At 65.1% G+C, this 26,055-nt stretch carries 23 protein-coding genes; 4 read left to right on the forward strand and 19 right to left on the reverse strand.

Annotated elements, in window-relative coordinates; translation table 11 throughout:
* Positions 1–77: 77 nt before the first annotated feature.
* Entirely contained in the window at positions 78–1,766 is a 1,689-nt protein-coding gene (locus Q1V43_RS04390) for a chloride channel protein (RefSeq protein ID WP_300514377.1), read from the reverse strand.
* A gap of 78 nt (positions 1,767–1,844) precedes the next feature.
* Here Q1V43_RS04390 and Q1V43_RS04395 point away from each other — a divergent pair, with 78 nt between their 5' ends.
* Both Q1V43_RS04395 and Q1V43_RS04400 read left to right on the forward strand, forming a co-directional pair.
* The gene (locus tag Q1V43_RS04395; RefSeq protein ID WP_300514380.1) at positions 1,845–3,218 is read left to right on the forward strand and encodes an FAD-linked oxidase C-terminal domain-containing protein; all 1,374 of its coding nucleotides are present in this window, start codon (positions 1,845–1,847) and stop codon (positions 3,216–3,218) included.
* Complete coding sequence (locus Q1V43_RS04400) at positions 3,208–3,441, forward strand: hypothetical protein (RefSeq protein ID WP_300514382.1); 234 nt, start codon at positions 3,208–3,210, stop codon at positions 3,439–3,441. Before Q1V43_RS04395 ends, Q1V43_RS04400 begins: the two co-directional genes overlap by 11 nt.
* Positions 3,442–3,462: 21 nt before the next feature.
* On the opposite strand, the gene recN is transcribed toward Q1V43_RS04400, so the two are convergent.
* The 15 genes from recN to Q1V43_RS04475 form a co-directional block, all read right to left on the reverse strand.
* Positions 3,463–5,115 (reverse strand): DNA repair protein RecN, encoded by a 1,653-nt coding sequence (gene recN, locus Q1V43_RS04405; protein WP_300514384.1) that lies wholly within the window; start codon positions 5,113–5,115, stop codon positions 3,463–3,465.
* Between the two features lie 6 nt (positions 5,116–5,121).
* Positions 5,122–6,045, reverse strand: coding sequence for an outer membrane protein assembly factor BamD (locus Q1V43_RS04410; protein WP_300514386.1), 924 nt, complete (start codon positions 6,043–6,045; stop codon positions 5,122–5,124).
* 144 nt (positions 6,046–6,189) lie between these two features.
* The gene (gene lpxC / locus Q1V43_RS04415; protein WP_300514388.1) at positions 6,190–7,113 is read right to left on the reverse strand and encodes a UDP-3-O-acyl-N-acetylglucosamine deacetylase; all 924 of its coding nucleotides are present in this window, start codon (positions 7,111–7,113) and stop codon (positions 6,190–6,192) included.
* A 232-nt stretch (positions 7,114–7,345) separates the two neighbouring features.
* A complete protein-coding gene (gene ftsZ / locus Q1V43_RS04420) occupies positions 7,346–8,986 on the reverse strand; it encodes a cell division protein FtsZ (RefSeq protein WP_300514390.1) in 1,641 nt (546 codons plus the stop codon).
* Between the two features lie 273 nt (positions 8,987–9,259).
* Positions 9,260–10,594, reverse strand: coding sequence for a cell division protein FtsA (gene ftsA / locus Q1V43_RS04425; RefSeq protein ID WP_300514392.1), 1,335 nt, complete (start codon positions 10,592–10,594; stop codon positions 9,260–9,262).
* Positions 10,591–11,493: a cell division protein FtsQ/DivIB gene (locus Q1V43_RS04430; RefSeq protein WP_300514394.1), complete on the reverse strand. Its 903-nt coding sequence runs from the start codon at positions 11,491–11,493 to the stop codon at positions 10,591–10,593. The genes ftsA and Q1V43_RS04430 overlap by 4 nt, the downstream gene beginning before the upstream one ends.
* On the reverse strand, positions 11,481–12,401 hold the full coding sequence (locus Q1V43_RS04435; protein ID WP_300514397.1) for a D-alanine--D-alanine ligase: 921 nt from the start codon (positions 12,399–12,401) through the stop codon (positions 11,481–11,483). Before Q1V43_RS04435 ends, Q1V43_RS04430 begins: the two co-directional genes overlap by 13 nt.
* 136 nt (positions 12,402–12,537) lie before the next feature.
* On the reverse strand, positions 12,538–13,467 hold the full coding sequence (gene murB / locus Q1V43_RS04440) for a UDP-N-acetylmuramate dehydrogenase (RefSeq protein ID WP_300514400.1): 930 nt from the start codon (positions 13,465–13,467) through the stop codon (positions 12,538–12,540).
* A 113-nt stretch (positions 13,468–13,580) separates the two neighbouring features.
* Positions 13,581–13,829 carry a DUF2484 family protein gene (locus Q1V43_RS04445; protein ID WP_300514403.1) on the reverse strand — a complete coding sequence of 83 codons (249 nt, stop codon included), beginning with the start codon at positions 13,827–13,829 and terminating at the stop codon, positions 13,581–13,583.
* Positions 13,826–14,080: a DUF2484 family protein gene (locus tag Q1V43_RS04450; RefSeq protein ID WP_300514406.1), complete on the reverse strand. Its 255-nt coding sequence runs from the start codon at positions 14,078–14,080 to the stop codon at positions 13,826–13,828. The genes Q1V43_RS04445 and Q1V43_RS04450 overlap by 4 nt, the downstream gene beginning before the upstream one ends.
* Positions 14,077–15,267: an APC family permease gene (locus Q1V43_RS04455; protein WP_300514409.1), complete on the reverse strand. Its 1,191-nt coding sequence runs from the start codon at positions 15,265–15,267 to the stop codon at positions 14,077–14,079. Before Q1V43_RS04455 ends, Q1V43_RS04450 begins: the two co-directional genes overlap by 4 nt.
* A gap of 81 nt (positions 15,268–15,348) precedes the next feature.
* Positions 15,349–16,746 (reverse strand): UDP-N-acetylmuramate--L-alanine ligase, encoded by a 1,398-nt coding sequence (murC, locus tag Q1V43_RS04460; protein ID WP_300514411.1) that lies wholly within the window; start codon positions 16,744–16,746, stop codon positions 15,349–15,351.
* Positions 16,747–17,853, reverse strand: a complete 1,107-nt coding sequence (locus Q1V43_RS04465; RefSeq protein ID WP_300514413.1) for a UDP-N-acetylglucosamine--N-acetylmuramyl-(pentapeptide) pyrophosphoryl-undecaprenol N-acetylglucosamine transferase — start codon at positions 17,851–17,853, stop codon at positions 16,747–16,749.
* Positions 17,850–19,019 carry a putative lipid II flippase FtsW gene (gene ftsW / locus Q1V43_RS04470; protein WP_300514416.1) on the reverse strand — a complete coding sequence of 390 codons (1,170 nt, stop codon included), beginning with the start codon at positions 19,017–19,019 and terminating at the stop codon, positions 17,850–17,852. The genes Q1V43_RS04465 and ftsW overlap by 4 nt, the downstream gene beginning before the upstream one ends.
* 157 nt (positions 19,020–19,176) lie before the next feature.
* Positions 19,177–20,103, reverse strand: a complete 927-nt coding sequence (locus Q1V43_RS04475) for a DMT family transporter (RefSeq protein WP_300514419.1) — start codon at positions 20,101–20,103, stop codon at positions 19,177–19,179.
* Positions 20,104–20,195: 92 nt separating this feature from the next.
* Between Q1V43_RS04475 and Q1V43_RS04480 the strand changes: the two genes are divergently transcribed.
* On the forward strand, positions 20,196–20,855 hold the full coding sequence (locus Q1V43_RS04480; protein WP_300514422.1) for a pseudouridine synthase: 660 nt from the start codon (positions 20,196–20,198) through the stop codon (positions 20,853–20,855).
* 58 nt (positions 20,856–20,913) lie between these two features.
* On the opposite strand, the gene Q1V43_RS04485 is transcribed toward Q1V43_RS04480, so the two are convergent.
* The 3 genes from Q1V43_RS04485 to Q1V43_RS04495 all read right to left on the reverse strand — a co-directional run bounded on the left by Q1V43_RS04485 (position 20,914) and on the right by Q1V43_RS04495 (position 24,597).
* Entirely contained in the window at positions 20,914–22,371 is a 1,458-nt protein-coding gene (locus Q1V43_RS04485) for an NAD(P)(+) transhydrogenase (Re/Si-specific) subunit beta (protein WP_300514425.1), read from the reverse strand.
* 13 nt (positions 22,372–22,384) lie between these two features.
* Positions 22,385–23,959 (reverse strand): Re/Si-specific NAD(P)(+) transhydrogenase subunit alpha, encoded by a 1,575-nt coding sequence (locus tag Q1V43_RS04490; protein WP_300514429.1) that lies wholly within the window; start codon positions 23,957–23,959, stop codon positions 22,385–22,387.
* Positions 23,960–24,138: 179 nt separating this feature from the next.
* A complete protein-coding gene (locus Q1V43_RS04495; RefSeq protein ID WP_300514468.1) occupies positions 24,139–24,597 on the reverse strand; it encodes an isoprenylcysteine carboxylmethyltransferase family protein in 459 nt (152 codons plus the stop codon).
* A gap of 184 nt (positions 24,598–24,781) precedes the next feature.
* Here Q1V43_RS04495 and kynU point away from each other — a divergent pair, with 184 nt between their 5' ends.
* Positions 24,782–25,972 (forward strand): kynureninase, encoded by a 1,191-nt coding sequence (kynU, locus tag Q1V43_RS04500; protein ID WP_300514432.1) that lies wholly within the window; start codon positions 24,782–24,784, stop codon positions 25,970–25,972.
* The last annotated feature ends 83 nt before the right edge of the window (positions 25,973–26,055 follow it).

The following is a 26,055-nucleotide window of genomic DNA, read 5'->3' on the forward strand; positions in this document are numbered from 1 at the left end:
ATCCCGGGGAGTTTGAGGGGCAGCGCCCCTCATTCCGACCCCTCAGGCGCGCCGCAAGCGCACCTCTTGGCAACCGCTCAACTGTGCTCCTCGGCCGCCGTTTCCGCCAGCGCCCGGTTGAGCGCCTTCAGCGCATCCACCTGAAAGACCGAGCCCCGAAGCTCCGGCGGATCGCCCTCCCCTTTCAGTGTGACAACCGGGATGAACAGCGCGCCCGAACTTTCAAAGATCGGCATCAGTGTTTCCAGCGTCGCATTGCCATCAACATAGACGCCCTGTTCGATCAGCTCCCGACAGATCTCCTTCGGCGCCCCGTTGGCGGCATCGGCCATACGCATGATCTTCGCCACGCGCACCGTCGCCTGAAGATAGGCCTGCGGCCCCGCGGCCAGGTGGATGTTGCGCCGTTCCAGTTGGGTCAGGAAGAAGCTGCGGTCGACCAGGCGGCTGGCCAGGGCAGATGACAGGCTGACCGCCGCCATCACCGCGATGCCGGTCTGCCAGTCGCCGGTCAGCTCGAAGATGATCAGCGTGGTCGAGATCGGCGCGCCCAGCACGGCGGCGGCCACCGCCCCCATGCCGGCAAGCGCATAGATCGTCTCGGAGCCCGAGACATTGGGGAAGACCGCCGTGGCGATGATCCCGAAGGCCAACCCGGTCAGCGCGCCGACCATGAGCGCGGGCGAGAAAACACCCCCGCCCATGCGCCCTGCCATGGTGATCGCTACGGCGATGACCTTGAGCACCGCAAAGATCACCGCGTTCCACAGCACCAGTTCTCCGGTCAGCGCAAGCGAAGTCGTCTCATAGCCCACCCCGATGATATGCGGAAACCAGATCGCCATGGCGCCCAACATCAGCCCGGTCAGCGCCGGGCGCAGGATGCCCGGCAGGCGCAGACGCGATGCCACCACCGAGCCCAGGTCTTCGGCAAAGAAGATCGCCTTCATCAGCACCACGGCGACCACGCCCGACACGAGCCCCAGGATCAGGAACGCGGGCAGTTCGACGTAAAAGGCCAGCGAGCCTTCGGCGGGCAGCACGAATTCGGTCACATCGCCATATTCGATCCGGTTGATCACCGTGCCGGCGACCGAGGCAATGGCGATGGGCGCAAAGGCATGTACTGCGAAATGGCGCAGCACGACCTCGAGCGCAAAAAGAGCCCCCGCGATCGGCGCATTGAAGCTGGCCGAAACCGCGGCCGCCACCGCACAGCCCAGAAGGTCCCGCCCGGTGATCCCATTGGCATTGATCCGGGCCGAGACCCAGGCCGACATCACGGCGGCCATATGCACCACCGGCCCTTCCCGCCCGGTCGAGCCTCCGGTCGACAGGGTGATGAACGAGGCCAGCGCCGAGCCCACGCCCGCGCGCCGTTCCACGCGGCCCTCCCACAGCGCCGAGCCCTCGATCACGTCGGCCACTGATCGCACCCGCCCGTCATGGGTAAACCAGTTCAGCACCGCCCCCACGACCAGACCGCCGATGGCAGGCAGCAACAGCACCCAGTACCAGGGCAATGTGCCCGCCCAGGAATGCAGGTGCGCGATGTCATCGGTTCCATAGAGAAACCCCTGCAACCCCTCTATTCCCTTGCGGAAAAACAGGGCAGCAAATCCCGCTGCCACCCCGATCAGCAGGGCGATCAGCCAGAACTGGACCTGGCTCGGTCCCTTTTCGCGCAGAACCAGCCAGGCATGGCGTGTTTCATGCCGAAACTGCGTGATCCACCGCGAGAGGAACTTTTTTAACGGTTCGCCCATGCCTACCCTGATTCACTGGCCTTCCAACTGCCTCACAGTTGGCTTAAATTCGCCCGGGTAACATGGGGGAATGGTGGCATGACCATCGACACCGCACTTGCCGCGCTGACACCATTGTTAGGCGATCGCCTGAGCCGCTCCAAGTCCGATCTGGAGAGCCATGGCCAATCCGAAAGTCATTTCCCCCCGATCCCGCCGGATGGCGTCGCCTGGCCGGTCTCGACCGAGGAAGTCAGCAGGTTACTGACCATTTGTCATGAGCACGGCTGCCCGGTCATCCCCTTTGGTGCAGGCACATCCCTGGAAGGACACACAAGCGCGATTCGCGGAGGGCTGAGCCTGGATTTTTCGCGTATGAACCGGGTGCTGTCGGCGGATCCCGGCGACATGGTTGCCGTGGTCCAACCGGGCCTGACCCGCCAGGAGTTGAACGAGGAGCTGCGCACCACGGGAATGTTCTTTTCGGTGGACCCCGGCGCCAACGCCACCATCGGCGGCATGGCCGCCACCCGCGCCAGCGGCACCACGACGGTGCGCTATGGTACGATGCGTGACAATATCCTGGCGCTGGAGGTCGTGCTGGCCGATGGGCGGGTGATCCGCACCGGCTCGCGCGCCGCGAAATCCGCGGCGGGCTATGACCTGACCGGGTTGTTCGTAGGCTCCGAAGGCACGCTGGGCGTGATCACCGAACTGACCCTGCGCCTGCAGGGTCAGCCCGAGGCGATCTCGGCGGGTGTCTGCGCTTTCGAGCGGCTTGAAGATGCCGTCGGCGCGGTGCAGCACACGATCCAGATGGGCATTCCCATGGCGCGGATCGAGTTTGTCGACACCATGTCCGTGAAGGCCGTGAATGCCTATTCAGACACCCACATGCCCGAGCTCCCGCATCTTCTGGTGGAGTTCAACGGCTCGGAAGGGGCCGTGGCCGAACAGGCCGAAATGTTCGGAGAAATCGCCCGCGACTTCGGCGCCGTCGGTTTTGAAAGCGCCACCAGGACCGAAGACCGCAATCGCCTGTGGCGCGTACGTCACCAGGCCTATTACGCCTGCCTCGGGCTGCGGCAGGGGGCGCGGGCGATCGTGACCGACATCTGCGTGCCGATCTCGGAACTTGCCCGCGCGGTGGCCGAGACACGCGCCGACATCGACGCAAGCCACATTCCGGGCCCGATCCTGGGCCATGTGGGGGACGGGAATTTCCATGCGATCCTGCTGGTCGATCCCGACAACGAGGTCGAAATGGCCGAAGCACGGCGTCTGGCGGCGCGCATGAGTGAACGCGCCCTCGCCCTGGGCGGCACAGTGACCGGAGAACATGGCGTCGGCATGGGCAAGCGTGGCTATATGGAGGCCGAACATGGGGAGGCCTGGGCGGTCATGGGCGACATCAAGCGCGCGCTGGACCCTACCGGCATCCTGAATCCGGGCAAGCTGGTCCGTGGCAACTGATCCGCGCACAAGGCCGGGCGGATTTCGCCGTGCTTATCGCCGTTTTCTGGCCTGGGTGCGCCTGCGGGTCCCGCCCGGGCTTCGGCTGTTGCTGGGGATCGTGATCGTCCTGGGTGGCGTGTTCGGCTTTCTGCCGGTGCTGGGGTTCTGGATGATCCCGCTGGGCCTTGCCATTGCCGCGCTCGACATCAAACCGCTGATCCACCACTTCTGCGGACGGTAGCCGACCCTGACATCGTTTGGATCAGCCCAGCAGCTCGCGCGCCGCGCCGCGCGCCGCGTCGGTGATCACGTCGCCTGACAGCATGCGCGCCACCTCGTCCACCCGGTCGGCTTCGTCCAATCGCATGACAGTGGACAGTGTCGTGCCCCTGACCACGTTTTTCTGAACCCGCCAGTGATGTGCACCCAGCGCCGCCACCTGGGGGGAATGAGTCACCACAAGCACCTGCCCGCCATCAGAGGCCAGCGCGGCAAGGCGGCGCCCGACCGCATCGGCGGTGGCCCCGCCGACGCCCCTGTCGATTTCGTCAAAGATCATCGTCAGACCCTGGGAATCGCGGGTCAGGCAGACCTTGAGGGCCAGCAGGAAGCGGCTGAGCTCCCCGCCCGAAGCGATCTTGTTCAAGGGCCCAGACGGGGCCCCCGGGTTGGTGGCGACGGTAAACACCACCTCGTCGCGCCCCCCGGACCCATCGGCACCGTGTTCGATTTTCGTAGTGAAAACCGCGCGTTCCATTTTCAGCGGTGCAAGCTCCCCGGCCATCGCCTTGTCGAGCTTCTGTGCCGCGCGGATGCGTTTTGCCGTCAGCGCCCCGGCCGCAATGTCATAGGCCCCACGGGCTTCCGCCAGCGCCGCCGTCAGCGCGGCAATATCCTCGGCGCCGTGGTCAATCGCGGCCAGCCGAGCCCGAAGATCCTCGGCGAAGGTTCCCAGGTCATCCGGTGCCACACCATGTTTGCGCGCTAGGCCGCGAATGGCAAAGAGCCTTTCCTCGACCATTTCCAACTCGGAGGGGTTGAAATGCAGGGATTCCAGCGCGGCTTCGACGCCCGACACCGCCTCATCCAGCTCGATCATCGCGCGCCCCAGGGCGTCCAGCGGCGCGGTCAGCGCCTCGCCTGCCTCGCCTGCCACCCCTTCGAGCCAGCGCATCGCGTCGCCCATGCGCCCCTCGGCCCCCTCGCCGTGCCCCAAAGCCTGGGCGGCTTTCTGAATGTCCTCGCCAATGCGCTCGGCAGCCTGCATCAGCCGCCGGCGGGCGTCCAGTTCTCCATCCTCGCCGGGCTCCGGCGACAGCGCGTCCAGCTCGGCCACCGCGTGACGCAGGAATTCTTCGTCCGCGCGGGCCGTTTCCAGCTTCGCCTGTGACGCTTCCAGGGCTGTCAGCGCGGCTGCCAGCGCCCGCCAGCGTTTCCGGCAGGTTTCCACCGCCCCGTGCAGCCCGCCGAATTCATCCAGCAGCACACGGTGCACACGCGGGTTCAGAAGCCCCCGGTCGTCCTGCTGCCCGTGCAGTTCGATCAATGTATCGGACAGGGCGCGCAGCACGTCGCCCGAGGCACGGCGGTCATTGACCCAGGCGGTTTTGCGACCATCCGCCCGGTTCACCCGGCGCAGGATCAAACTCTCCCCGACCGGGATCCCGGCCTCGTCCAGCACCGCATGGGCCGGGTGGTCGGCGGCCAGGTCGAATTCGGCGACGACCTCGCCCTGATCGGCGCCCGCACGCACCAGATCGGCGCGCCCGCGCCAGCCCAGCACAAAGCCCAGACTGTCCAACAGGATCGACTTGCCCGCCCCGGTTTCCCCGGTCAACACGTTCAGACCTGGTTGGAACTCCAGCTCCAACCGGTCGATGATCAGCATGTCGTGGATTTCAAGCGCGCGCAGCATCGGCGCTTACAGCCATTCGCCTCGGACCAACTGGCGGTAGAGTGTCGCCAACCAGCTGTCACCCTTGGCCTCCGGCGCAAGCCCCCTGGCAGTCAGCAGGCGGTAGCTGTCTTCATACCATTCGGTCGAGCGGAAATTGTGCCCCAGGATCGCCCCGGCGGTCTGCGCTTCCTCGTCCAGCCCCAGGGCCAGATAGGCCTCGACCAGCCGGTGGAGCGCTTCAGGCGTGTGGGTTGTGGTCTGAAACTGTTCGACCACGACGCGGAACCTGTTGATCGCCGAGGTAAAATGGTCGCGTTTCAGGTAGTAGCGCCCGATCTCCATCTCCTTGGCGGCAAGATGGTTGAAGGCCAGATCGAATTTCAGAACCGACGAGCGCGCAAATTCCGTATCCGGGTAGCGCTCGATCACCACGCGCAGTGCCTGGAGCGCCTGATAGGTCAGCCCCTGGTCGCGTCCGATCTCGTCAATCTGGTCATAGTAGCTCAACGCCAGCAGATACTGTGCATAGGCCGCGTCTTCGTCCGCCGGGTAGAAATCCAGGAATCGCTGCGCAGTTGCGCGCGACAGATCATATTCGCGGTTCCGGTGATAGGAAAAGGCCTGCATGATCAGCGCGCGTTTGGCCCATTCCGAATAGGGGTAAAGCCGTTCGACTTCGCCGAACCACTTGGCGGCGTCCTCGAATTCGTTGTTGTTGAGGTCGTATTCCGCGCGTTTGTAAATCTCTTCCGCAGTATATTCTTCGATCGGTTTGCGTTCGACCTGGTTCCTGCGGAAAGCGTTGAAGAATCCGCCGCCACCGCCCGAAGCGCTGGACCCGCCGCCCAGCGAACCGCTGCCGATCGAACCGATCGCGCCGCACCCTGACAAGATGGCAACAACAGCAAGAGAAACAAAAGTTTTCGTAGTGAACCCGTTGCGCGTCATGTGGCGCCCACCCCGTCAATCCATTTCCGCACGGTCAAAGCCGCACCCGATTGCAGTCTCAGTAGCACAGAAAAATTCCGGGCAAAATGGTCTATGGCCGGTTTTTGCAGCCGTTTCCCGCCGGTCGTGGCCCGGGGCCGTCGATCAGGCCGACAGCGGCAGGTCATGCGCCCCTACGCCAACACCCGGAAGGTGGCGCGCGGTCTGCGCGTCACTCACATCCAGCGACCAGTTGGCATCATCCTCGAACAGGGCGCGCAGCAGGGCGTTGGTCATCGCGTGACCGGCCTTGTGGCCCACGTAGCGGCCCAGGATCGGGGCGCCTGCGGTGTAAAGGTCGCCCAGGGCATCCAGCATCTTGTGACGCACCGGTTCGTCGGCACGGCGCAGCCCGCCCGGGCTCAGCACCGTATCGCCGTCTACCACCACCGCGTTATCCAGTGTTCCACCCAGGGCCAGCCCGTTGGCGCGCATCGCGTCGACATCGGCCTGTCGGCAGAAGGTCCGGCAGTCCGACAGTTCGCGCACGAAACTGCCATTGGCCATGTTCAGGCTCAAATCCTGGGAGCCGATGGCCTCATCGGTGAAGTCGATGTGAAAGCGGATCTCGAACCCTTCGGCAGGTTCCAGGCGGGCCCAGGCCTCGCCCTTGCGCACCTCAACCGGCTTCAGCACGCGCAACACCCGTACCGGGCGATCCTGCGCGCGGGTTCCCGCCTCGATCAGGCGGGCGACGAACTTGCTGGAGGAACCGTCCAGGATCGGCACTTCGGCCGCGTCGATGTCGATCAGCGCGTTATGGATGCCACAGCCGGCCAGCGCGGCCATGATGTGTTCGATGGTCGAAAGCGTGACCCCGTCGCCATTGATCAGCCGGGTGCAGAGCGCGGTCTGTTCGACCTGGCGCCAATGCGCCGGCAGGATATTGTCGCGCCCGTCGGTCACATCGGTGCGGCGGAACCGGATGCCATGCCCTGCCGGAGCCGGATTAACGGTCATGCGGACCGGGCGGCCCGAATGCAGACCGGTTCCGGAGAATGTGACAGGGGTCGCAAGGGTTGTCTGCACGACGGATCCATGGGTTGCCTCCCGGACGCAGTTCGCCCGGTTGCGCATGACCTACTGTCACGAAACTGTAATCTCAACTCAAAGATTGTAACGGACTGAAACATCCCGCCAACCAATGGGCAGAACCCCGCCCAAGGGCGGTTTTCACCCTATCAACACCTTGAAACAAAAAAGAAAAGGACCGGATTGAACCGGCCCTTTCCTGATCAGATGTGACCGCTTTTAGCGCGGATCAATTGGCCTGGCGCCGCAGGAATGCGGGGATTTCCACCTTTTCCTGTTCCGGATCGATCGCCTGTTCCGGTTGATGCGCCTGCACCGGCGGCTGCTGGTGGCGGGCCGGCTGGCCCGGCGCCTCGGCCCCGTGGCCGGTCATGCGGTTGATCAGCGAGTTGATCCCGAAGCGCGGCTTGTCAGCAGCCGGTTGCGCCGGTTGAGGTTGCTGCGGCTGTGCGACACCTGCCGCGCGGGGCTGGTTCTGCACTGCCGCCTGCAGGCGGGCCAGCGCCTCAGGCGACGGGGTGCCGGGAGCAGGCGCTTTCGGCGCGACAAACTGGGCCACTTCGGGTTCGTCCTCGTATCCGCCGTCGTAGCCAGCGCCATAGGCGGCAGGGGCAGCGGGGGCAACCGGATCGGGCTGGGCCTGCTGCGGCCGGTAGGCGGGCGGCGGCAGATCACCACCGGCATCTTCGGCCGGGAACACGTTTTCGAGCTGCTCTTCGGCGGCGGCGGCGGTGGCATCCAGGCCATCATCGAACAACGAGGGTTCAGCCGGGCCTTCCTCGATCTTCGCAGCGGCGGCGACGGCGGCGGGGGCCTCGGCCTCCAGTTTCTCTTCGACCTCGGCCGGGCTGTGGAGCGGCTCGGCCAGACGGCGGCGCGGCACCGGGAATTCCTGCGTCACCTCGGCGGCGTCGATGCCGGTCGCCACGACCGAAACACGCATATTGCCGTCGATATTCGGGTCCAGCGTCGACCCGACGATAATGTTGGCGTCCTGATCCACCTCTTCGCGAATGCGGTTGGCGGCCTCGTCCAGTTCGAACAGGGTCAGATCATAGCCGCCAGTGATGTTGATCAGCACGCCTTTCGCGCCGCGCAGCGAGATTTCGTCCAGCAGCGGGTTGGCAATCGCCTTCTCGGCGGCCTGGATCGCACGATCCTCGCCTGCGGCCTCGCCGGTGCCCATCATCGCCTTGCCCATCTCGTCCATCACGGCGCGCACGTCGGCAAAGTCGAGGTTGATCAGCCCCGGACGCACCATCAGGTCGGTCACACCCTTGACGCCCTGATAAAGAACGTCATCGGCCAGGCTGAAGGCCTCGGTAAAGGTGGTTTTCTCATTGGCCAGGCGGAACAGGTTCTGGTTCGGGATAATGATCAGCGTATCGACCATCTTCTGCAGCTGCTCGACACCGTCCTCGGCCTGGCGCATGCGCTTGGCGCCTTCAAACTGGAACGGCTTGGTGACAACGCCGACGGTCAGCACGCCCAGTTCACGGGCGGCCTGCGCGATAATCGGCGCGGCGCCGGTGCCGGTGCCCCCGCCCATCCCGGCGGTGATGAAGCACATGTGGGCGCCGGCCAGGTGGTCGACGATGTCCTCGATGGTCTCCTCGGCGGCGGCGGCGCCGACCGAGGCGCGGGCGCCCGCGCCCAGGCCTTCAGTCACTTTCACCCCCATCTGGATGCGTGAACCAGCCTTCGACTGCTGCAGCGCCTGGGCGTCGGTGTTCGCGACGACGAACTCGACCCCCTCCAGCTCCTTCTCGATCATGTTGTTGACCGCGTTGCCACCCGCGCCACCGACACCGAACACGGTGATCCGGGGTTTCAACTCTTCCTGACCGGGCATGGTGAGGTTCAACGTCATCGCTCTGTCCGCCTGTTACTGTCGCCGGATTTTTCTGGTCCCGTCCCGAACCTTCGGCGTGTTTACCTGTGTTGCCCCCACGGCATGGCGAGGGTCTGCCTATTACAGGCCATATTGGATTATTTCTGTGGTTTCGTCACGCAAAAAACACCGAATCACCGCAAAATGTTGGGTGTTTTCAAAAGGTTTTCAGCAGGATTTCGCCCAAGCCACAAAATCTTGTGGCTGTGGAAAAGCCTGTGGAAAAGGTATCATTTCAGCCTATTCAACGGCTTACCAGTTGTCCTTAAACCACTTGAAGGCGCGCTTGAACGACCGGGCCGGATAGCTGTCTGCGGGGATGTCGAAATCCCACCATTCATCCTGCGGATGGGCAGCAAACAGGCACAGGCCGACTGAGGAGGCGAAGGCCGAACCGGTCACGCTCTGCGGCAGGCCCTGTACGCGCAGAGGCCGGCCGACACGCACCTGCTGGCCCAGGATGCGCGGCGCAAGCCCGTCCAGACCGGGGATCTGGCTGGCCCCGCCGGTCAGCACGATCTGCTGGCTGGGAAGGTGATCGAACCCGGCCACGTCCAGCAGGCTGCGCACCTCTTCCAGGATCTCCTCGACCCGGGGGCGAATGATCGCGATCAGGTCCGATCGTGACACGGTGCGCCGGTCATGTTCCCAATCCCCGGTCTCGCCACCGATCTCGATCATCTCGCGATCGTCCATGCCAGTGGCATGCACCCCGCCATAGAAGGTCTTGATCCGTTCGGCCGTGGCCATGGGCACCTGGAGACCCTTCGAAATATCTGCGGTCACGTGATCGCCGCCAAGCCGCACGACGTCGCCATAGATCATGTGTTTCTTCATGAAGATCGAGAGGCCGGTCGCCCCGCCGCCGAAGTCGATACAGGCCGCGCCGAGTTCCTGTTCATCTTCAACCAGGGCGGACACCGAGGACACATAGGCCGAGCTTGCCAGCCCCGCGACTTCGAGGTCACAGCGTTTGATGCAGTAAAGCAGGTTGCGGATGACCGCGCTGTCCACGGTCAGCACATGCATGTCCACAGACAGGCGGTTGCCGATCTGGCCGCGCGGATCCTTCAGCCCCGAACGGTGATCCAGCGCGAAGTTCACCGGCTGGGCGTGCAGCACCTCGCGGTGCTCGCCGATATCCGGCATGTCGCAGGAGGCCAGCACGCGGGCCACGTCGTTCTCAGACACGCTGCCGCCCTCAAGGTCGACCGAACCGGCCAGCCCGTAGGACCGCGGCGACCCGCCCGAGAAACAGGCAATCACATGATCGACGCGGATATTCGCCATCTTTTGCGCCGCCTGCACGGCGGTGCGAATGGCGCGTTCGGTCTCCTGCATCGCGTCGATCTCGCCGAAGCGCACCCCGCGCGAGCGGGTGGTGGCGGCGCCGATCACCCGGAAGGCGGATTGCCCCGCCATGGTGCCGACGCCGTCGGACTCGCGGAACCGGTCGGGCCCGTCGAAACGCAGAACCAGGCAGCCGATCTTCGAGCTGCCCACGTCCAGAATGGCAATCACACCACGTTGCATCGCGGCTTGTCGCATGGCGCGCATGGCGCGTTGCTGAGAATAAAGATCGGTCATCGTGCGGGGCCTCCCAATTCCAGGCCTTTGATACGGCGCAATTCTTCGGTTGCGGTTTGGCTCATGCGCAGGGTCGGCCGGTCCGGGTTGCGCATGTCGATCACGATCAGGTCGCGGGCCAGAAGGTCCTGCGCCTGGTCCAGGGCGAGCACCTGCTCAAGCGCCTGAACGGGGGTGTCCTCGGGCAGGAGAATGCGTTGATCGCCCTCCAGAACCACGTCCCAGCGGCGTTCTCCCATGCGCACGAGGCCGCGCAGGCGCCCCCTGAGCGGTCCGGCGGCGCGCAGGATCGCCATGGCCTCGGGCACCTGGTCCGAAGCCCCCAGTCCGGCCAGAAGCGGCAAATCGGCGCGGCCCGCCCGCGACGAGATCGTCGCGACCCGGTGGCCGGTGCCGTCCAGCATCTCCAGCGAGGCCGCGGTGCGCCACAGCACCACGGGTTCCCGTTCGCGCACTTCGACCTCCAGCACCCCGCCCGGGCGCACCCGCAGATCGACACGCTCGATCACATCCAGCGCGGCGACTTCGGACTGCATTGCTTCGAGGTCCAGATCGAAACTGGAAATGGGGAAGTCGATCGGCATCAACTGGCGGATCGCGTCATCGACCACGGGGGTCGCGCCTTCGATCACCATCAGCTTGACCATGAATTCCGGGCGCTCCTCGACCGCACGGCGCATGTCCTGAACCGAGGAGAGGATCGCTTCGCGCCGGTCGCTGTCGGCCACGTAGACCCCAGCCGCCATGATCACGGCGAAGACCGGCAGACCGACCCGGGTCATCTGCCGCACGAAGGGGGTCAGCCAGAGCCGATGCGCCTTGTAGGCCACACGCGACGGGGCCGGATCGCGTTTCACCGGCTGGGGCGCGGCAGGACGGGAGGCATTCAGCGGTTGCATGATGCGTCCTCCACCATCCAGCGGCAGATCTCGCCAAAGCTCATCCCAAGATGCGCCGCCTGTTCGGGCACAAGGGAAGTGGGCGTCATGCCGGGCTGGGTATTGACCTCGAGGATGATCAGCCCGTCCAGCCCGCGCACCTCGTCCCAGCGGAAATCGGTGCGCGACACGCCACGGCAGCCCAGCGCCTCATGCGCGCGCAGGGCAAAATCCAGACAGGCGGCTTCGATTTCGGCAGGAATGTCGGCGGGCAGCACGTGGGACGAGCCGCCTTCCTTGTACTTGGCGTCATAGTCGTACCAGCCATCGGTAATGATGTCGGTCACGCCCATCGCCTTGTCGCCCATGACGGCGGTCGTCATCTCGCGCCCCGGCGCGTAGGTTTCAACCATGACCATATCCGGCATGGTGTCGGCCAGTTTCGGCGGGGCAATGGTGCCCTCACTGACGATATAGATACCGACCGAGCTGCCTTCGTTGTTGGGTTTGACCACATAGGGCGGCGCGATCAGGTGACGCGCCTGGGCTTCGGCTTTGCTGGCCAGCACACTGTGCACCACCGGCAGACCCGCCTCGCGGAACACCTGTTTCGAGCGTTCCTTGTCCATCGCAAGCGCCGAGGCCAGCACACCGGAATGCGTGTACGGCAGACCCAGCCATTCCAGAACGCCCTGCACGCAGCCGTCCTCGCCCCAGCGACCGTGGAGCGCGTTGAAGACCACATCCGGTTGAGCCTCCTGGAGGCGCGCCATAAGATCCGCGCCTGCGTCGATTTCGAAAACCTCGAAACCTTCTTCCCGCAAAGCCGTGGCGCATTCGCGCCCGGAGCTCAGGGAGACCTCGCGTTCTGCCGAGGGGCCACCCATCAAGACCGCGACTTTCGGGGCTGTCCTGCTCGACTTGCCCACGTTAGTTGCCTCGTACCAGGGCCGTTTGCCGACCCATGTGCCTCGTTAACGGGCCGGTTTTTCCGACCCTTGATGATTATGTCGGACCGCAGGGGTCCGTTGTTCTGAGTGTACTGCTGCGCTCTTCGTCGAGAGCTTAGTCAACCGCAGGTTCACCGACCCGCTTGATTTCCCATTGTAGCTCTATGCCGCTGTTCTCGTAAACCTTTTTTCTGACCAATTCGCCAAGACCTTCCAGGTCGGCAGCCGAGGCGCCCCCGGTGTTGGTCAGAAAATTCGAATGCATCCGGTTCATCTGCGCCCCACCCAGGGTTGCACCCCGCATCCCCGCGTCGTCGATCACCTTCCAGGCCTTGAGGTCATGCGGGTCATCCGCGCGGCCTGTCGAGCTGAACCCCGCCGGGTTGCGGAACGTGCTGCCGGCCGTGCGGTCCCTTGTGGGCTGGGTTTCGTCGCGTTTGGCAAGCTGTGCGGCCATATGCGCCTCCAGTTCGGCGGGGTCGCCTGCGGGGCCTTCGAAGGTCGCCTCCACCAGCACCCAGCCTTCGGGCAGATCGCTCTGGCGATAGGCAAAGTTCAGATCCCCTGCCGTGAGCGTGACCAGTTGCCCTGCCCGCGTCACCGCTCTGGCCGAGACGAAAACATCGGCCACATAATCGCCGTAGCAGCCCGCGTTCATGCGCACGGCGCCGCCAATCGCGCCGGGGATGGTGCGCAGGAAGGTCAGGTTCACGCCCGCCGCGGCCGCCTTGCGCGCCACATGGGCGTCCAGCGCCGCGACACCTGCGGTCACGGTGGTGGCCTCAATGGATACGCCGTTGAAGCCACGGCCCATGCGGATCACCACGCCGCGAATGCCGCCGTCGCGCACGATCAGGTTCGATCCCACGCCCATCGGGAACACCGGAATGGACGGATCGAGGTTCCCCAGAAAATCCTGCAGGTCCGCGATATCGGCGGGCTGAAACAGCCAGTCCGCCGGCCCGCCGACACGCAGCCAGGTCAGGTCATTCAGGGGACGGTTCTCGGTCAGGGTGCCACGCACCGGGGGCAGATCAAGGCTCATGTCTGCGTCATAGCGGGGTGCCCCGGTCCTGCCAAGGGGCTGCGGGCCGGCATGCCGTCGATCAAGTCGCGTGAACCCGACCTTGGCCTTGGTGCGGCCACGACTGGCCTGCCCTACCGGCTCACCCGCGCACGGACCCAGCGGGTCAGGTAGATCACCGGCCAGCGCAGGACCGACATGCCGGCCGCCGCGACAACGATGGCGATCAGCGGCCCGTTCTCGTAGGTCACGAAACCCAGGATCGGAATGCCCACGGCGATGAGCCCCCACGCGGCGGGCCAGTGTTGCCGACGCGAGGGGAACATCGCGATCACGTTGGCCAGCACGGCCCAGGCGCTGGCAAGGATGAGGGACAGGGTCATTCCCGCGGCTCCGATTGGCGGCCCAGCATACGCCGGGCGAAATAGGTCAATGGACGGCGGAACATGGACAGAAATGCCGCGAGCGCAAGGGCAAAAACAACCGCCCCGTGCTCTTTTGCCAAGAAATACATCAGGATCGGCGCCACGACCAGCAGGAACAGCCCCGGCGCGTATTGCGTGCGCATCGGAAGAAAGGCGACGGCGGTTGCCGCAAGCACCCAAAGGCCGGAGGCAATCAGCACCCAGCTCATGCGAAAGCGCTCCACAGGTTGGCGGCCAGAGCAGCCAGAGCGGCGATCAGCCCCAGCCAGGGGACCACCGGATGGGCGCGGAACGGGGCCTCGGGCGCCTTGCGTTTCAGCGCAATAAGGGTCGTGTTGACCACCGCAAAAACAATCAGCAACACGGTCGAGGTCGCCTCGGCCAAGGTGGCCACCGGCAGGGCCAGAGCAGCCCCGATCAGCCCCCCCCCCAGCAACAGGGTCGCCAGAACCGGCGTGCCGAAGCGTGGATGGGCATGGTTGAACACCGCCAAGGCGGGCTCACGTCGGCCAAGGCCAAAGAGCACACGGGCCGCCATGACGATCTGCGCCAGAACCCCGTTCAACGCGGCGGCGACCGCGATTGCGGACAGGATCACCGGGCTCATCACCGTACCGGCCTGCCAGACCAGCACAAGCGGGCGTTCGGACCCGGCGAGCGCGCCAACCGGCACCGCGCGTACGGCCGCCAGGCTGACCAGTGCATAAAGAAATGTCGTGATCACAAGCGCATAGAGGATCGCGCGCGGGACGGTGCGGGTGGGGTCGCGCGCCTCTTCTGCCATGTTGACCATGTCTTCGAAACCGATGAAGGCAAAGAAGGCGAGCGCGGCGGCGGCGGTCACGCCGGGCCAGACCGGCGGCGGCAGTTCGGCCCACTCCACCAACGGGTAGGCGCTGAACCCCAGCCAGACCACGACCAGCAGCCCCACGACCTCGGCCACGGTAAAGACGGCGGCCAGGGCGAGGCTTTCCAGCACACCGATCAGAGCGACCCCGGTCAGGAACACTCCGATGCCGATCACCGCCCATTCAAACGGCACATCCGCCACGGCGGTCAGATAGCCCACCCCGCCGCGCAACACCGCCGCGGCGGAAATGGTGCCCGCCAGCACGATGGCCAGGCCCACCAGCACGGCCAGCCAGTGCAGGCCCAGGCCCTTCTCGATATAGGCCGCTTCGCCCGAGGCTTCGGGAATGCGCGCGGACAGCTCGGCATAGGAAATCGCCGAGGGTGCGGCGACCAGCCCCGCCAGCAGGAAGGCCAAGGGCGCATAGACCCCGGCCTGCGCAACCACGGCACCGACCAGAACATAAATCCCCGCCCCCACCATGACACCGACGCCATAGGTGGTCAGCAGGCCAAGGCCGAGGCGGCGTTTGAGCTGGTCAGGCATGGGCGGTCCTTTCCGTCGGTTTTCGGAAAGGCGGGGCAGGAACCTCCATGAAGGGGATATGTTTCTGCCAACCGATCACGACTAGCCCAATCGCGCGGGCAGCCCGTTGGCCCAGGCCGAAATGGTTCCTGCCCCCAGACAGACCACCATGTCGCCCGGCCTGGCCTGGTCCTTGACCAGGCGCGTCAGGTCATCTTCGCTGTCGACGTTGCAGGCATGACGGTGGCCGTGGGCGATGAGGCCCGCGACAAGGTCGTCGCGGGTGGCACCTTCGATCGGGGCTTCTCCGGCGGCGAATACCTCGGCGATGCCGACCACGTCGGCCTCGTTGAAACAGGCGCAGAAGTCGTCGAAAAGCGAATGCAGCCGGGTGTAGCGGTGCGGCTGGTGCACGGCGATCACGCGGCCCTCGCAGGCCTGGCGCGCAGCCTTCAGCACGGCGGCGATTTCCACCGGGTGATGGGCGTAGTCGTCAATGATTGTGACGCCACCCGCCTCGCCCACCTTGGTGAAGCGGCGGTTGACGCCGCCGAAGTCGGCAAGGGCCTGGCGAATTTCCTCGCGCTTAAGCCCCAGGTGACGCGACACCGCCACGGCGGCCAGCGCGTTGGAGACATTGTGGTCGCCCGGCATCGGCAGGGTGCAGCCTTCGATCACGGTGCCATCCTGGTGCAGCTCGATGTCGAAATGGGCCACGCCGCCCTTGTAGGTCAGGTTCACCGCGCGCACGTCGGCCTGGGCATTGAAGCCAAAGGTGATGACGCGGCGGTCGGTGATCTTGCCGACCAGGTTCTGCACTTCCGGGTGGTCGGTGCAGCAGATCGCGACGCCGTAGAAGGGGATATTGGACACGAACTCAAGGAAGCCCTTCTTGAGCGTCTCGAAATCGCCCCAGTGCTCCATATGCTCGGGGTCGATATTGGTGACAATGGCAATGGTGGCGGGCAGCCGGTTGAAGGTGCCGTCGCTCTCGTCGGCCTCGACCACCATCCATTCCCCCTGCCCCATGCGCGCATTGGAGCCATAGGCGTGAATGATGCCGCCGTTGATCACGGTCGGGTCGATCCCACCCTTTTCCAAAAGCTCGGCCACCATGGTGGTGGTCGTCGTCTTGCCATGCGTCCCGGCGATGGCGACGTTGGATTTCAGGCGCATGAGTTCGGCCAGCATCTCGGCCCGGCGCACCACGGGAAGGCCGCGCGCGCGGGCGGCATCCAGTTCCGGGTTGCCCGGTTTGATCGCCGAGGAGATCACCACCACCTCGGCGTCCTCCAGATTGTCCGCCGCCTGGCCGATGAAGACCCTGGCCCCCAGCCTTTCCAGCCGCTTGGTGATCTTCGAGCTTTTCAGGTCTGACCCCTGCACCTTGTAGCCGTGGTTCAAAAGCACCTCGGCGATGCCCGACATGCCGATGCCCCCGATGCCGGTGAAGTGGATGTTGCCCATTTCGGTGGGCAGCTTGGTGGCGGCGGCGTTCATCTACTCGTCTACTCCTGTCAGGTCATGCACCATGTCCGCAAGGCGCTGAGTGGCGTCGGGGATGCCCTGTGCCAGCGCGGCGGCGGCCATCAGTCTCGCCCCTTGCGGATTGTCCAATACCGCAGCGATTTGCGCCGAAAGCGTGGGAACGTCAAGCTGGCTTTCCGGGATCAGGATCGCCGCCTGTGCGTCGACCAGCCCACGCGCATTCGCAGTCTGGTGATCCTCGGTCGCATGCGGGTACGGGATCAGGATCGAGGGACGGCCAATCACGCTGATATCCGCCACCGATCCGGCACCTGCGCGCGAGATCACGAGCTGTGCCTCGGACAGGCGGGCGGGCACGTCCGAGAAGAAGGGCTGCACGTCGGCCCGGATGCCGTGGGTGTCATAGAATTCCCTGACCCGTTCACCGTCCTCGTCGCGCGCCTGATGGCTGACCGAGACATGGCGCAGGAGGCGTTCGGGCAGGTCCGCGATGGCGGCGGGCACAGTGTCCGACAGCGCCCGTGCACCCTGGCTGCCGCCGATCACCAGGATCGACATCGGGTAGTCCCCGGGCGTGATATAACCCGCCCCGGCCCGGTCCAGTACAGCGCCGCGCACCGGGTTGCCGGTGTGCACGGCCTCGATACATTCGGGCACCGTGGTGGGCCAGGTGCCGCAGGCAAGCCTGTGCACACGTTTGGCAAAGAGCCTGTTCACCCGACCCAGCACACCGTTCTGTTCGTGGATCATGCGCGGCAGGCGCAAAAGGGTCGCCGCCCCCAGCGCCGGAATGGAGGGATATCCGCCAAACCCCACCACGCAGGCAGGCCGGTCGCGGCGCATGCGCGCGGTCATCGACAGCACGCCGCCCAATACCCTGAAAGGCACGGCAAGCTTTGCCAGCACCCCGCCCCGGGCAAAAGTGGCCGACGAGACCTGCTCGATCTCGACCGCATGGGAGAAACCACCGGTGTAGCGCGCCCCGCGCGCGTCGGTCGACAGCTTTACCCGCCAGCCCTCGCGCAGCATGACCTCGGCCAGAGCCTGGGCCGGAAACATATGGCCGCCGGTTCCCCCGGCGGCGATGACAAGAAGCGGCGGTTTTCGGGGGGTGCTCATCGAAGCCCTCGTTGCAACAGTATGTCGCCGATTTTCCCCTGCGGACGGGTGCGGGTAAAGGCCAGAAGCATTCCCAGGGCCACGCCCCCCGCGATGAGCGACGATCCGCCATAGGAGACGAAGGGAAGCGTCATGCCCTTGGCGGGCAGAAGCCGAACCGCGACCCCCATGTTGATCAGGGCCTGCACACCGAACATGGCAGCCAGGCCGGTGCCGGCCAGACGGATGAACATGTCGCGCTCCTGGATGAGCCGCAGGAAGCTGCGCACCACGATGGTGGCATAAAGCGCGATGATCACCAGTACCAGGATCAGCCCGTATTCCTCGGCCGCAACCGAGATGATGAAATCCGTGTGCGCGTCCGGCAGGGACCATTTCACATGACCCTCCCCCACGCCCACGCCGAAATACCCGCCCTCGCGAATGGCATTGGTGGCATAGCCAAGCTGGGTGGTCGGTTCAACTTCGGGGTTCAGGAAGCCGTCGATGCGGCGGGCGAAGTGCTCGGAGTTGTTATAGGCGAAAACGCCCAAAAGGACGACGGCACCGGCCATGCTAATAAGCAGGATGAAGGGCGCGCCGGCCAGAAAATACATGACTCCCCAGCCGAACAGGATCAGCGCGGATTGACCGAAGTCGGGCTGCATCGCCAGGAAAACCACCACGATGACAGTTATCGCCAGCGACAGGCTCTTGCCCGGCGGTCCGTTGATTTCATTGCTGGCCGCCAACAGCCAGGCACAGACGATGACGAAACCCGGCTTCAGGAATTCAGACGGCTGCAAGCTGGCAAAGCCCAGCGAATACCAGCGTACGGCGCCCTTGCCGAAATCTGTGCCCAGCACGGGCAGGAACGCAAGCGCGATGAAGGCGCCGATAAAGCCCAGAACGCCCAGGCGGCGCACCAGTTTCGGCGGCAGCATGGTGGTGACGAACAGTGTCACCAGCGCCGCGCCACCGAAGATCATCTGCCGCTGGACATAGTGAAACGGGTCCAGCCCGTTGCGCTCGGCCAGCGGCGGCGAGGCCGCGAGCCCCAGGAGCAGCCCGATCCCGAACAGGATCAGCACGCAGGAGATCGACCACTTGTCGACCGTCCGCCACCAACGGGGAAGAATGGGCTCGCCTACTGCCTGCGGGAGCGCACCGTAAACCATCTCGGTCATGAGAATACCGCCTGAAACTGCCTCATAAATTCGCCCGGTTGTCCGGGTCTCGGGGTGATTCTATCGCGGATCGGGGGTTCTGACCAGTGAATTTGTGGACGGCAAGCGCACGGCATCACGCCGGGGCCCACAGGCAACCCTGCCCGGGCGTGTTGCCTCACTGCCCACCCGGGGTCATTGCCTGGCGCCCCTTGCTGCGCTCCAGCCCCAGTTGGCGTTCGCGCCAGATGATCAGGATACCGGCCGCGATCACCAGGGTCGCACCCGCCAGCATCGGCAGGGTCGGCACCTCGGCAAAGATGAAATAGCCGATCGCCAGCGACAACAGGATCGAAGCATAGTCGAACGGCGCGATCACCGAGGCATCCGCATGGCGAAAGGCGGTGGTCAGCAGCCCCTGCGCCACGCCGCCGATCACGCCCGCCAGCACCAGAAACACCATCTCCGCCGGGCTGGGCCAGGCCCACCCGAAGGGAATGGTAAGCGCCGACAGGCAGGTCGCCGTCAGCGAGAAATAGAAGACGATGGTGGCCGGATGTTCGACCCCGACCAGCTTGCGCACGAAAATCTTGGCCAGTGCGGCAAAGGTCGCCGCCATCAGCGCCAGCACCGCGCCGAGCGCCTGCACGGTGCTCAAGTCACCCTCGGAAAAAGCGGTTAGGCGCGGGGACAGGATGATCAGCACCCCGACCAGCCCAAGCCCCACGGCGGTCAGACGAAAGGCGCGCACCTGTTCGCCCAGGAACATCGCGGCGAAGATCACCGTCAGGATCGGGGCGGCAAAGAAGATCGCCGTCACCTCGGGCAGGGGCAGCAGCCCCAGGGCCGAGAAATTCAGCCCCATCGCGGTTGTGCCCAACAGCCCGCGCCACAGATGCCCCAGCGGGTTCGCCGTGCGCAGCCCCCGGCGCAGGTTGCCATCCCAACGCAGCCAGATCAGTATGACCGGGATCGCGAACAGGGACCGAAAGAACACCGCCTGCCCGGGCGGCACACCATCCGAGGCCGCCTTGATCAGTGCCGCCATCGAAACGAACCCCGCCACCGAGGCCAGCTTCAACAGGATTGCACGAGAGGTGTTCATCGGCACATGGGTAACGCTTAACATGTGAATTGCAAGAGGCGCGGCGCAAAGACGGGCTTGGCCCGCGCCGCCCACCGCGCTAAGCCCGTCCCATGACCCGTCTGATCCAGTTCAACAAACCATTCGGCGTGCTGCCGCAGTTCACCGACCGCAAAAGCCCGACTGAACGGCCCACCCTGTCGCTCTATATCGATCTGCCCGGAGTCTACCCGGCGGGCCGGTTGGATCGCGACAGCGAGGGGTTGATGCTGCTCACGGATGATGGCGGGTTGCAGGCGAAAATCTCACACCCGAAGAACAAGATGGAAAAGACATACTGGGTGCAGGTCGAAGGCGACCCGACCGGGCGCGATCTGGAACCGCTGCGCAAGGGGCTGCAGCTCAATGACGGGCCGACCCGACCCGCCCAGGCGCGGCTGATCGAGGCGCCGAAGCTCTGGGAACGCGACCCGCCGGTGCGGTTTCGCAAATCCATCCCCGACCGCTGGCTGGAGATCGTCATCTCCGAAGGCCGCAACCGGCAGGTCCGGCGCATGACGGCGGCGATCGGCCTGCCGACCCTGCGTCTGGTGCGGGTGGGGATCGGGCCGTGGCGGCTGGGCAACCTGCACCCGGGCGAATGGCAAGATGCGCCGATGCACCGGGTGCCGCCGGTCGGTGTCACCCCGAAGGTTCGCCCGGAGCGTGCCCCCGGCGAGCGTCCCCGGCGACCGCGCAAACCGCGAAAGGGCAAGGGGCCGAAACCCGACTGACCAGCAAAGAAAAAGGGCGCCCGGTTGGGCGCCCTTTTCAATTTCTGAAGATCGGCTCTTAGTCGATCATCGTCAGCAGTGTATCCAGCGACTGTTTTGCGTCGCCGTAGAACATGCGTGTGTTCTCCTTGAAGAACAGCGGGTTCTCGATGCCCGAGTAGCCGGCGCCCTGGCCGCGTTTCGACACGAAGACCTGTTTCGCCTTCCAGCATTCCAGCACCGGCATGCCGGCGATGGGGCTGTTCGGGTCGTCCTGGGCGGCCGGGTTCACGATGTCGTTCGAGCCGATGACGATGGCAACGTCGGTCGACGGGAAGTCCTCGTTGATCTCGTCCATCTCCATCACGATGTCGTAAGGCACCTTGGCTTCGGCCAGGAGCACGTTCATGTGCCCGGGCAGACGGCCCGCCACCGGGTGGATGGCAAAGCGCACGGTCTTGCCCTTGGCGCGCAGGCGGCGGGTCAGTTCGGCCACGTTCTGCTGCGCCTGGGCCACCGCCATGCCGTAGCCGGGGATGATGATCACGCTGTCGGCATCCTCGAGCGTGGCGGCCACGCCCTCGGCATCGATGGCGATCTGTTCGCCCTCGATCTCCATCGCCGGGCCCGTGGTGCCGCCGAAGCCGCCCAGGATAACCGAGATGAAGGACCGGTTCATCGCCTTGCACATGATGTAGGACAGGATCGCACCCGACGAGCCCACCAGCGCGCCGACCACGATCAACAGGTCATTGCCCAGCGAGAAGCCGATCGCCGCCGCCGCCCAGCCCGAGTAGCTGTTCAGCATCGACACGACCACCGGCATGTCGGCCCCGCCGATGCCCATGATCAGGTGATAGCCGATGAACAGCGCCATCACGGTCAGGATCAGAAGCGGGAACATGGCGCCCGAGTTCAGGTACCAGATCAGCGCCACCAGCGACAGGCCGGCAGCGCCTGCGTTCAGCACGTGACCACCGGGCAGCTTGGTCGCCGCAGACGTCACCTTGCCCGACAGTTTGCCATAGGCAATCACCGAGCCGGTAAAGGTCACGGCCCCGATCCAAGCGCCCAGCGACAACTCGACCCGCAGGATATTCGCTTCTACCGCCTCTTTCTTGGCCAGAAGCGCAGCAAAGCCTTCAAGACCTTGTCTCAGTTCCTTGGGTAGGGGCAGCGTACCGTCGGGACTCATGGCTAGAACATTGCCTAGTTCGAAATGCGCATTGAAGCCGACGAAGACCGCCGCCAGACCGACCAGGGCGTGCATGCCCGCGACCAGTTCCGGCATCTGGGTCATCTCGACCCGCGAGGCCAGTTGATAGCCGATGACGCCGCCCGCCGCGATCAGCGGGATCGACAGCCACCACAGGCCGGCACCGGGGCCGATCAGCGTGGCGGCCACCGCCAGCGCCATGCCGGTGATGCCGTACCACACGGCGCGTTTGGCGCTTTCCTGGCCCGACAGGCCACCCAGCGACAGGATGAACAGAACAGCTGCAACCACATAGGCTGCCGTCGTGAAACCGAATTCCATTGCAGGGGCCCCCTTACGACTTCTGGAACATGGCGAGCATGCGCCGGGTGACAAGGAAACCGCCGAAGATGTTGATCCCGGCGAAGAACACCGAAATCGCGGCCAGCAGGATCACCAGGAAACTGCCCGAGCCGATCTGGAGCACGGCGCCCAGAATGATGATCGACGAAATGGCATTGGTGACAGCCATCAGCGGAGTATGCAGCGAATGCGAGACATTCCAGATCACCTGGAAGCCGACAAAGACCGCCAGCACGAAGACGATGAAATGCTGCATGAAACTGGCGGGCGCCACCAGGCCCACGCCCAGCAGCAGCACCGCGCCGACACCCAGCAGAGTGACCTGGCTCCTGGTCTGCGCCTTGAACTCGGCAACCTCCTGCGCGCGTTTCTCCTCCGCGGTCAGCTCTTTCGGAGCTTCCTTCTGCGGCTGCGCGGCAATGGCCTGGATCTTCGGCGGCGGCGGCGGGAAGGTGATCTCGCCCTGGTAGGTCACGGTCGCGCCACGGATCACGTCGTCTTCCATGTCATGGTTGACCTGGCCGTCCTTCTCGGGCGTCAGATCGGTCATCATGTGACGGATGTTGTTGGCGTAAAGGCTGGACGACTGGGCGGCCATGCGCGACGGGAAGTCGGTATAGCCGACGATGGTCACGCCGTTCTTGGTGACGACCTTCTCGTCCTTCACGGTGCCCTCGACATTGCCGCCACGTTCGGCGGCGAGGTCGATAATGACCGAGCCGGGCTTCATCGCCGCGACCATGTCCTCGGTCCACAGCTTGGGGGCCGGGCGGTTCGGGATCAGCGCGGTGGTGATGACGATGTCCACCTCGGGGGCCAGTTCGCGGAACTTGGCCAGCTGCGCGTTGCGGAATTCCTCCGACTGAACAGAGGCATAGCCGCCGGTGGCCGCGCCGTCCTGCTGCTCTTCCTCGAAGTCGAGATAGACGAATTCGGCGCCCATGCTTTCGACCTGTTCGGCCACTTCCGGACGCACGTCGAAGGCCAGCGTGATGGCCCCCAGCGAGGTCGAGGTGCCGATCGCGGCCAGACCGGCGACACCGGCGCCGACCACCAGAACCTTGGCGGGCGGCACCTTGCCGGCGGCCGTCACCTGGCCGGTGAAGAACCGGCCGAAGTTGTTGCCCGCCTCGATCACCGCGCGGTAGCCCGCGATATTGGCCATCGAGCTCAGCGCGTCCATCTTCTGGGCCCGCGAGATACGCGGCACCATTTCCATGGCGATCACGTTGGCGCCCGAAGCCTTGGCCTTTTCCATGCCCGCGTCATTGCCGCCCGGGTTGAAGAAGCTGATCAGGGTCTGGCCCTTGCGCAGACGCTTCATCTCCGTGTCATTGGGCTCGCGCACCTTGGCGACAATGTCGGCCGCCTTCCACAGCGCGGCGGCGGTCTTGACCACCTCGACACCGGCCTCCTTGTAAAGCGCATCCGAAAAGCCGGCGTTTTCGCCCGCCTTGGTCTCGATCACGCAATCATAGCCAAGCTTCTGAAGCAACCCGGCAGAATCCGGCGTCATCGCGACACGGTTCTCGCCCTCGAAAACTTCCTTGGGTACACCGATCTTCACGTGTTTCTCCCTCTTTCCCGTTCAGCACGACCGGGGCGGGGAATCCCCTCCCTGATCATGGGTTCAAGTTTCCTATACGCGACGCGCGGTGTATTGCCACCCTATCACGCAACCTTGCGACCTTTTTTCGCGTATTTTCGACATTCCCTTGCCCGGTCCGAACATTTTGTTGCGCTCCGTCACAGCCAGCGCCGCACCTGGGCGGCCCATTCGATGAACTCGTCCCCGAAGGCGGCCAGCAAACCCGCCTCTTCGCCCAGAATGAAGCGTCGCGTGATGAGCGCTGCAAAGGCGGGCACCAGCGGCAGGGCGGCCAGCACATCCCAGCGCAGGATCAGCCCGGCCAGTATCATTGCATCGCCCAGATAGATCGGGTTGCGCGTCAGCCGGTAGATGCCGCGTTTCAGAAAGGCGCTTGGCACCTGGCGCGGGATGAATGTGGTCTTTGCCCTCAGGAACTCCCACAGCGCCAAGCCCATCGCACCGAGGCCGAGTGCGATCAGCCCGTCGCCCAGCACCCGGCTCCAGCTCCAGCCGAAGCCCAGGCCGGGGACGAGCGCATCCAGACCCCAGGCCGCCCCCACGCTCAGCGCAAGCCAGCCCGGCGGAATGTCGATCCAGCGAAAGAATGTCCCCATCACGTTTTGGCCCCTTTGCGATTGCAGCATCATTGCAATTGACGGGCTGAAAGCAAGCCCTTTGTACCGCCCCACCCCTTGCACCTGCGCGTCTGGCGGCTACCGTGGCGGGCGAAGCGGAGACGCAGGGTATTGCGCGCCATCCGCCCCGCACACGGGACCCGCACACAGGAAAGGAACCCGCATGGATTTCACCGCCACCAAAGCGCTTTTCGATCTGCCACCGGGCATGGTCTATCTGGACGGCAATTCCCTGGGCCCCCTGCCCCGAAGCGCGGCAGCCCGGGTGGCAAAGACGATGACCGAGGAATGGGGGCAGATGCTGATCACCGCCTGGAACCGCGCGGGCTGGATGGCGCAGCCGACGGCACTGGGGGATCGCATCGGAAGGCTGATCGGCGCCGGGCCCGGGTCTGTCACCACCGGCGACACCCTGTCGGTCAAGGTCTACCAGGCGCTGGCCGCCGCCCTGTCCTTGCGGCCCGACCGGCGGGTAATCCTGTCCGACACCGGCAACTTTCCCTCGGACCTTTACATGGCGCAGGGGCTGTCCCGCGCGCTGGGGCACGGCCACAAGCTGGTGACTGTTGCCCCCGAGGAGGTGGCCGCGCGGATCGGCCCCGACGTGGCGGTGCTGATGCTGACCGAGGTGGATTATCGCACCGGCCGCCGCCACGACATGCCCGCACTGATCCGGGCCGCCCATGCGGCTGGCGCGCTGGTGATCTGGGATCTGGCGCATTCGGCCGGCGCCCTGCCGGTGGACCTGTCGGGCTCTGGAGTCGATTTCGCCTGCGGATGCACCTACAAGTTCCTCAACGCAGGGCCCGGCGCGCCCGCCTTCATCTATGTCGCGCCGCGTCATCAGGGCGCCGTCGCCCCGGCCCTGTCGGGCTGGCTAGGCCATGAGGCGCCCTTTGCCTTCGACCCGGACTATCGCCCCGGCATGGGGATCGAGCGCATGCGCGTGGGCACGCCGCCTGTATTGCAGATGGCTGCACTGGACGCGGCGCTGGAGATCTGGGACAGGGTCGACATGCAGGTGCTGCGCGCGCGCTCCATCGAGCTGTCCGAACGTTTCATCGCCGGGGTCGAAGCCATCTGCCCCGAACTGCGCCTCGCTTCCCCTCGCGACCCGGAGAAGCGCGGCAGCCAGGTTTCGTTCCATTTCCACGAGGGCTACGCCGCGATGCAAGCGCTGATCGCGCGCGGTGTGGTCGGAGATTTCCGCGCGCCCGACATCATGCGTTTCGGGATCACGCCGCTCTATATCGACGAGGGCGATATCGACCGGGCCGTTGCGGTCATGGGGGAGGTCATGGGCGGGCGGCTTTGGGACCGCGAAGAGTACAGGACGCGTTCGGCTGTGACCTGAGGCGGCTCGCCGACCGGTGGTGGATCGAATGCGCCGCGAGCGGTGCAAGCAATAATATTGAATAGTTTTCACCTGCGGGGCGG

It is taken from the genome of Aliiroseovarius sp. (assembly GCF_030148435.1).
Taxonomy (GTDB): domain Bacteria; phylum Pseudomonadota; class Alphaproteobacteria; order Rhodobacterales; family Rhodobacteraceae; genus JASBTN01.

Coding starts and splice junctions, on each gene's coding strand:
- Q1V43_RS04390 (WP_300514377.1), bottom strand. CDS start 1,766: ATGGGCGAACCGTTAAAAAAGTTCCTCTCGCGGTGGATCACGCAGTTT.
- Q1V43_RS04395 (WP_300514380.1), top strand. CDS start 1,845: ATGACCATCGACACCGCACTTGCCGCGCTGACACCATTGTTAGGCGAT.
- recN (WP_300514384.1), bottom strand. CDS start 5,115: ATGCTGCGCGCGCTTGAAATCCACGACATGCTGATCATCGACCGGTTG.
- Q1V43_RS04410 (WP_300514386.1), bottom strand. CDS start 6,045: ATGACGCGCAACGGGTTCACTACGAAAACTTTTGTTTCTCTTGCTGTT.
- ftsZ (WP_300514390.1), bottom strand. CDS start 8,986: ATGACGTTGAACCTCACCATGCCCGGTCAGGAAGAGTTGAAACCCCGG.
- ftsA (WP_300514392.1), bottom strand. CDS start 10,594: ATGACCGATCTTTATTCTCAGCAACGCGCCATGCGCGCCATGCGACAA.
- Q1V43_RS04430 (WP_300514394.1), bottom strand. CDS start 11,493: ATGCAACCGCTGAATGCCTCCCGTCCTGCCGCGCCCCAGCCGGTGAAA.
- murB (WP_300514400.1), bottom strand. CDS start 13,467: ATGAGCCTTGATCTGCCCCCGGTGCGTGGCACCCTGACCGAGAACCGT.
- Q1V43_RS04445 (WP_300514403.1), bottom strand. CDS start 13,829: ATGACCCTGTCCCTCATCCTTGCCAGCGCCTGGGCCGTGCTGGCCAAC.
- Q1V43_RS04450 (WP_300514406.1), bottom strand. CDS start 14,080: ATGAGCTGGGTGCTGATTGCCTCCGGCCTTTGGGTGCTTGCGGCAACC.
- Q1V43_RS04455 (WP_300514409.1), bottom strand. CDS start 15,267: ATGCCTGACCAGCTCAAACGCCGCCTCGGCCTTGGCCTGCTGACCACC.
- murC (WP_300514411.1), bottom strand. CDS start 16,746: ATGAACGCCGCCGCCACCAAGCTGCCCACCGAAATGGGCAACATCCAC.
- Q1V43_RS04465 (WP_300514413.1), bottom strand. CDS start 17,853: ATGAGCACCCCCCGAAAACCGCCGCTTCTTGTCATCGCCGCCGGGGGA.
- ftsW (WP_300514416.1), bottom strand. CDS start 19,019: ATGACCGAGATGGTTTACGGTGCGCTCCCGCAGGCAGTAGGCGAGCCC.
- Q1V43_RS04475 (WP_300514419.1), bottom strand. CDS start 20,103: ATGAACACCTCTCGTGCAATCCTGTTGAAGCTGGCCTCGGTGGCGGGG.
- Q1V43_RS04480 (WP_300514422.1), top strand. CDS start 20,196: ATGACCCGTCTGATCCAGTTCAACAAACCATTCGGCGTGCTGCCGCAG.
- Q1V43_RS04485 (WP_300514425.1), bottom strand. CDS start 22,371: ATGGAATTCGGTTTCACGACGGCAGCCTATGTGGTTGCAGCTGTTCTG.
- Q1V43_RS04495 (WP_300514468.1), bottom strand. CDS start 24,597: ATGGGGACATTCTTTCGCTGGATCGACATTCCGCCGGGCTGGCTTGCG.
- kynU (WP_300514432.1), top strand. CDS start 24,782: ATGGATTTCACCGCCACCAAAGCGCTTTTCGATCTGCCACCGGGCATG.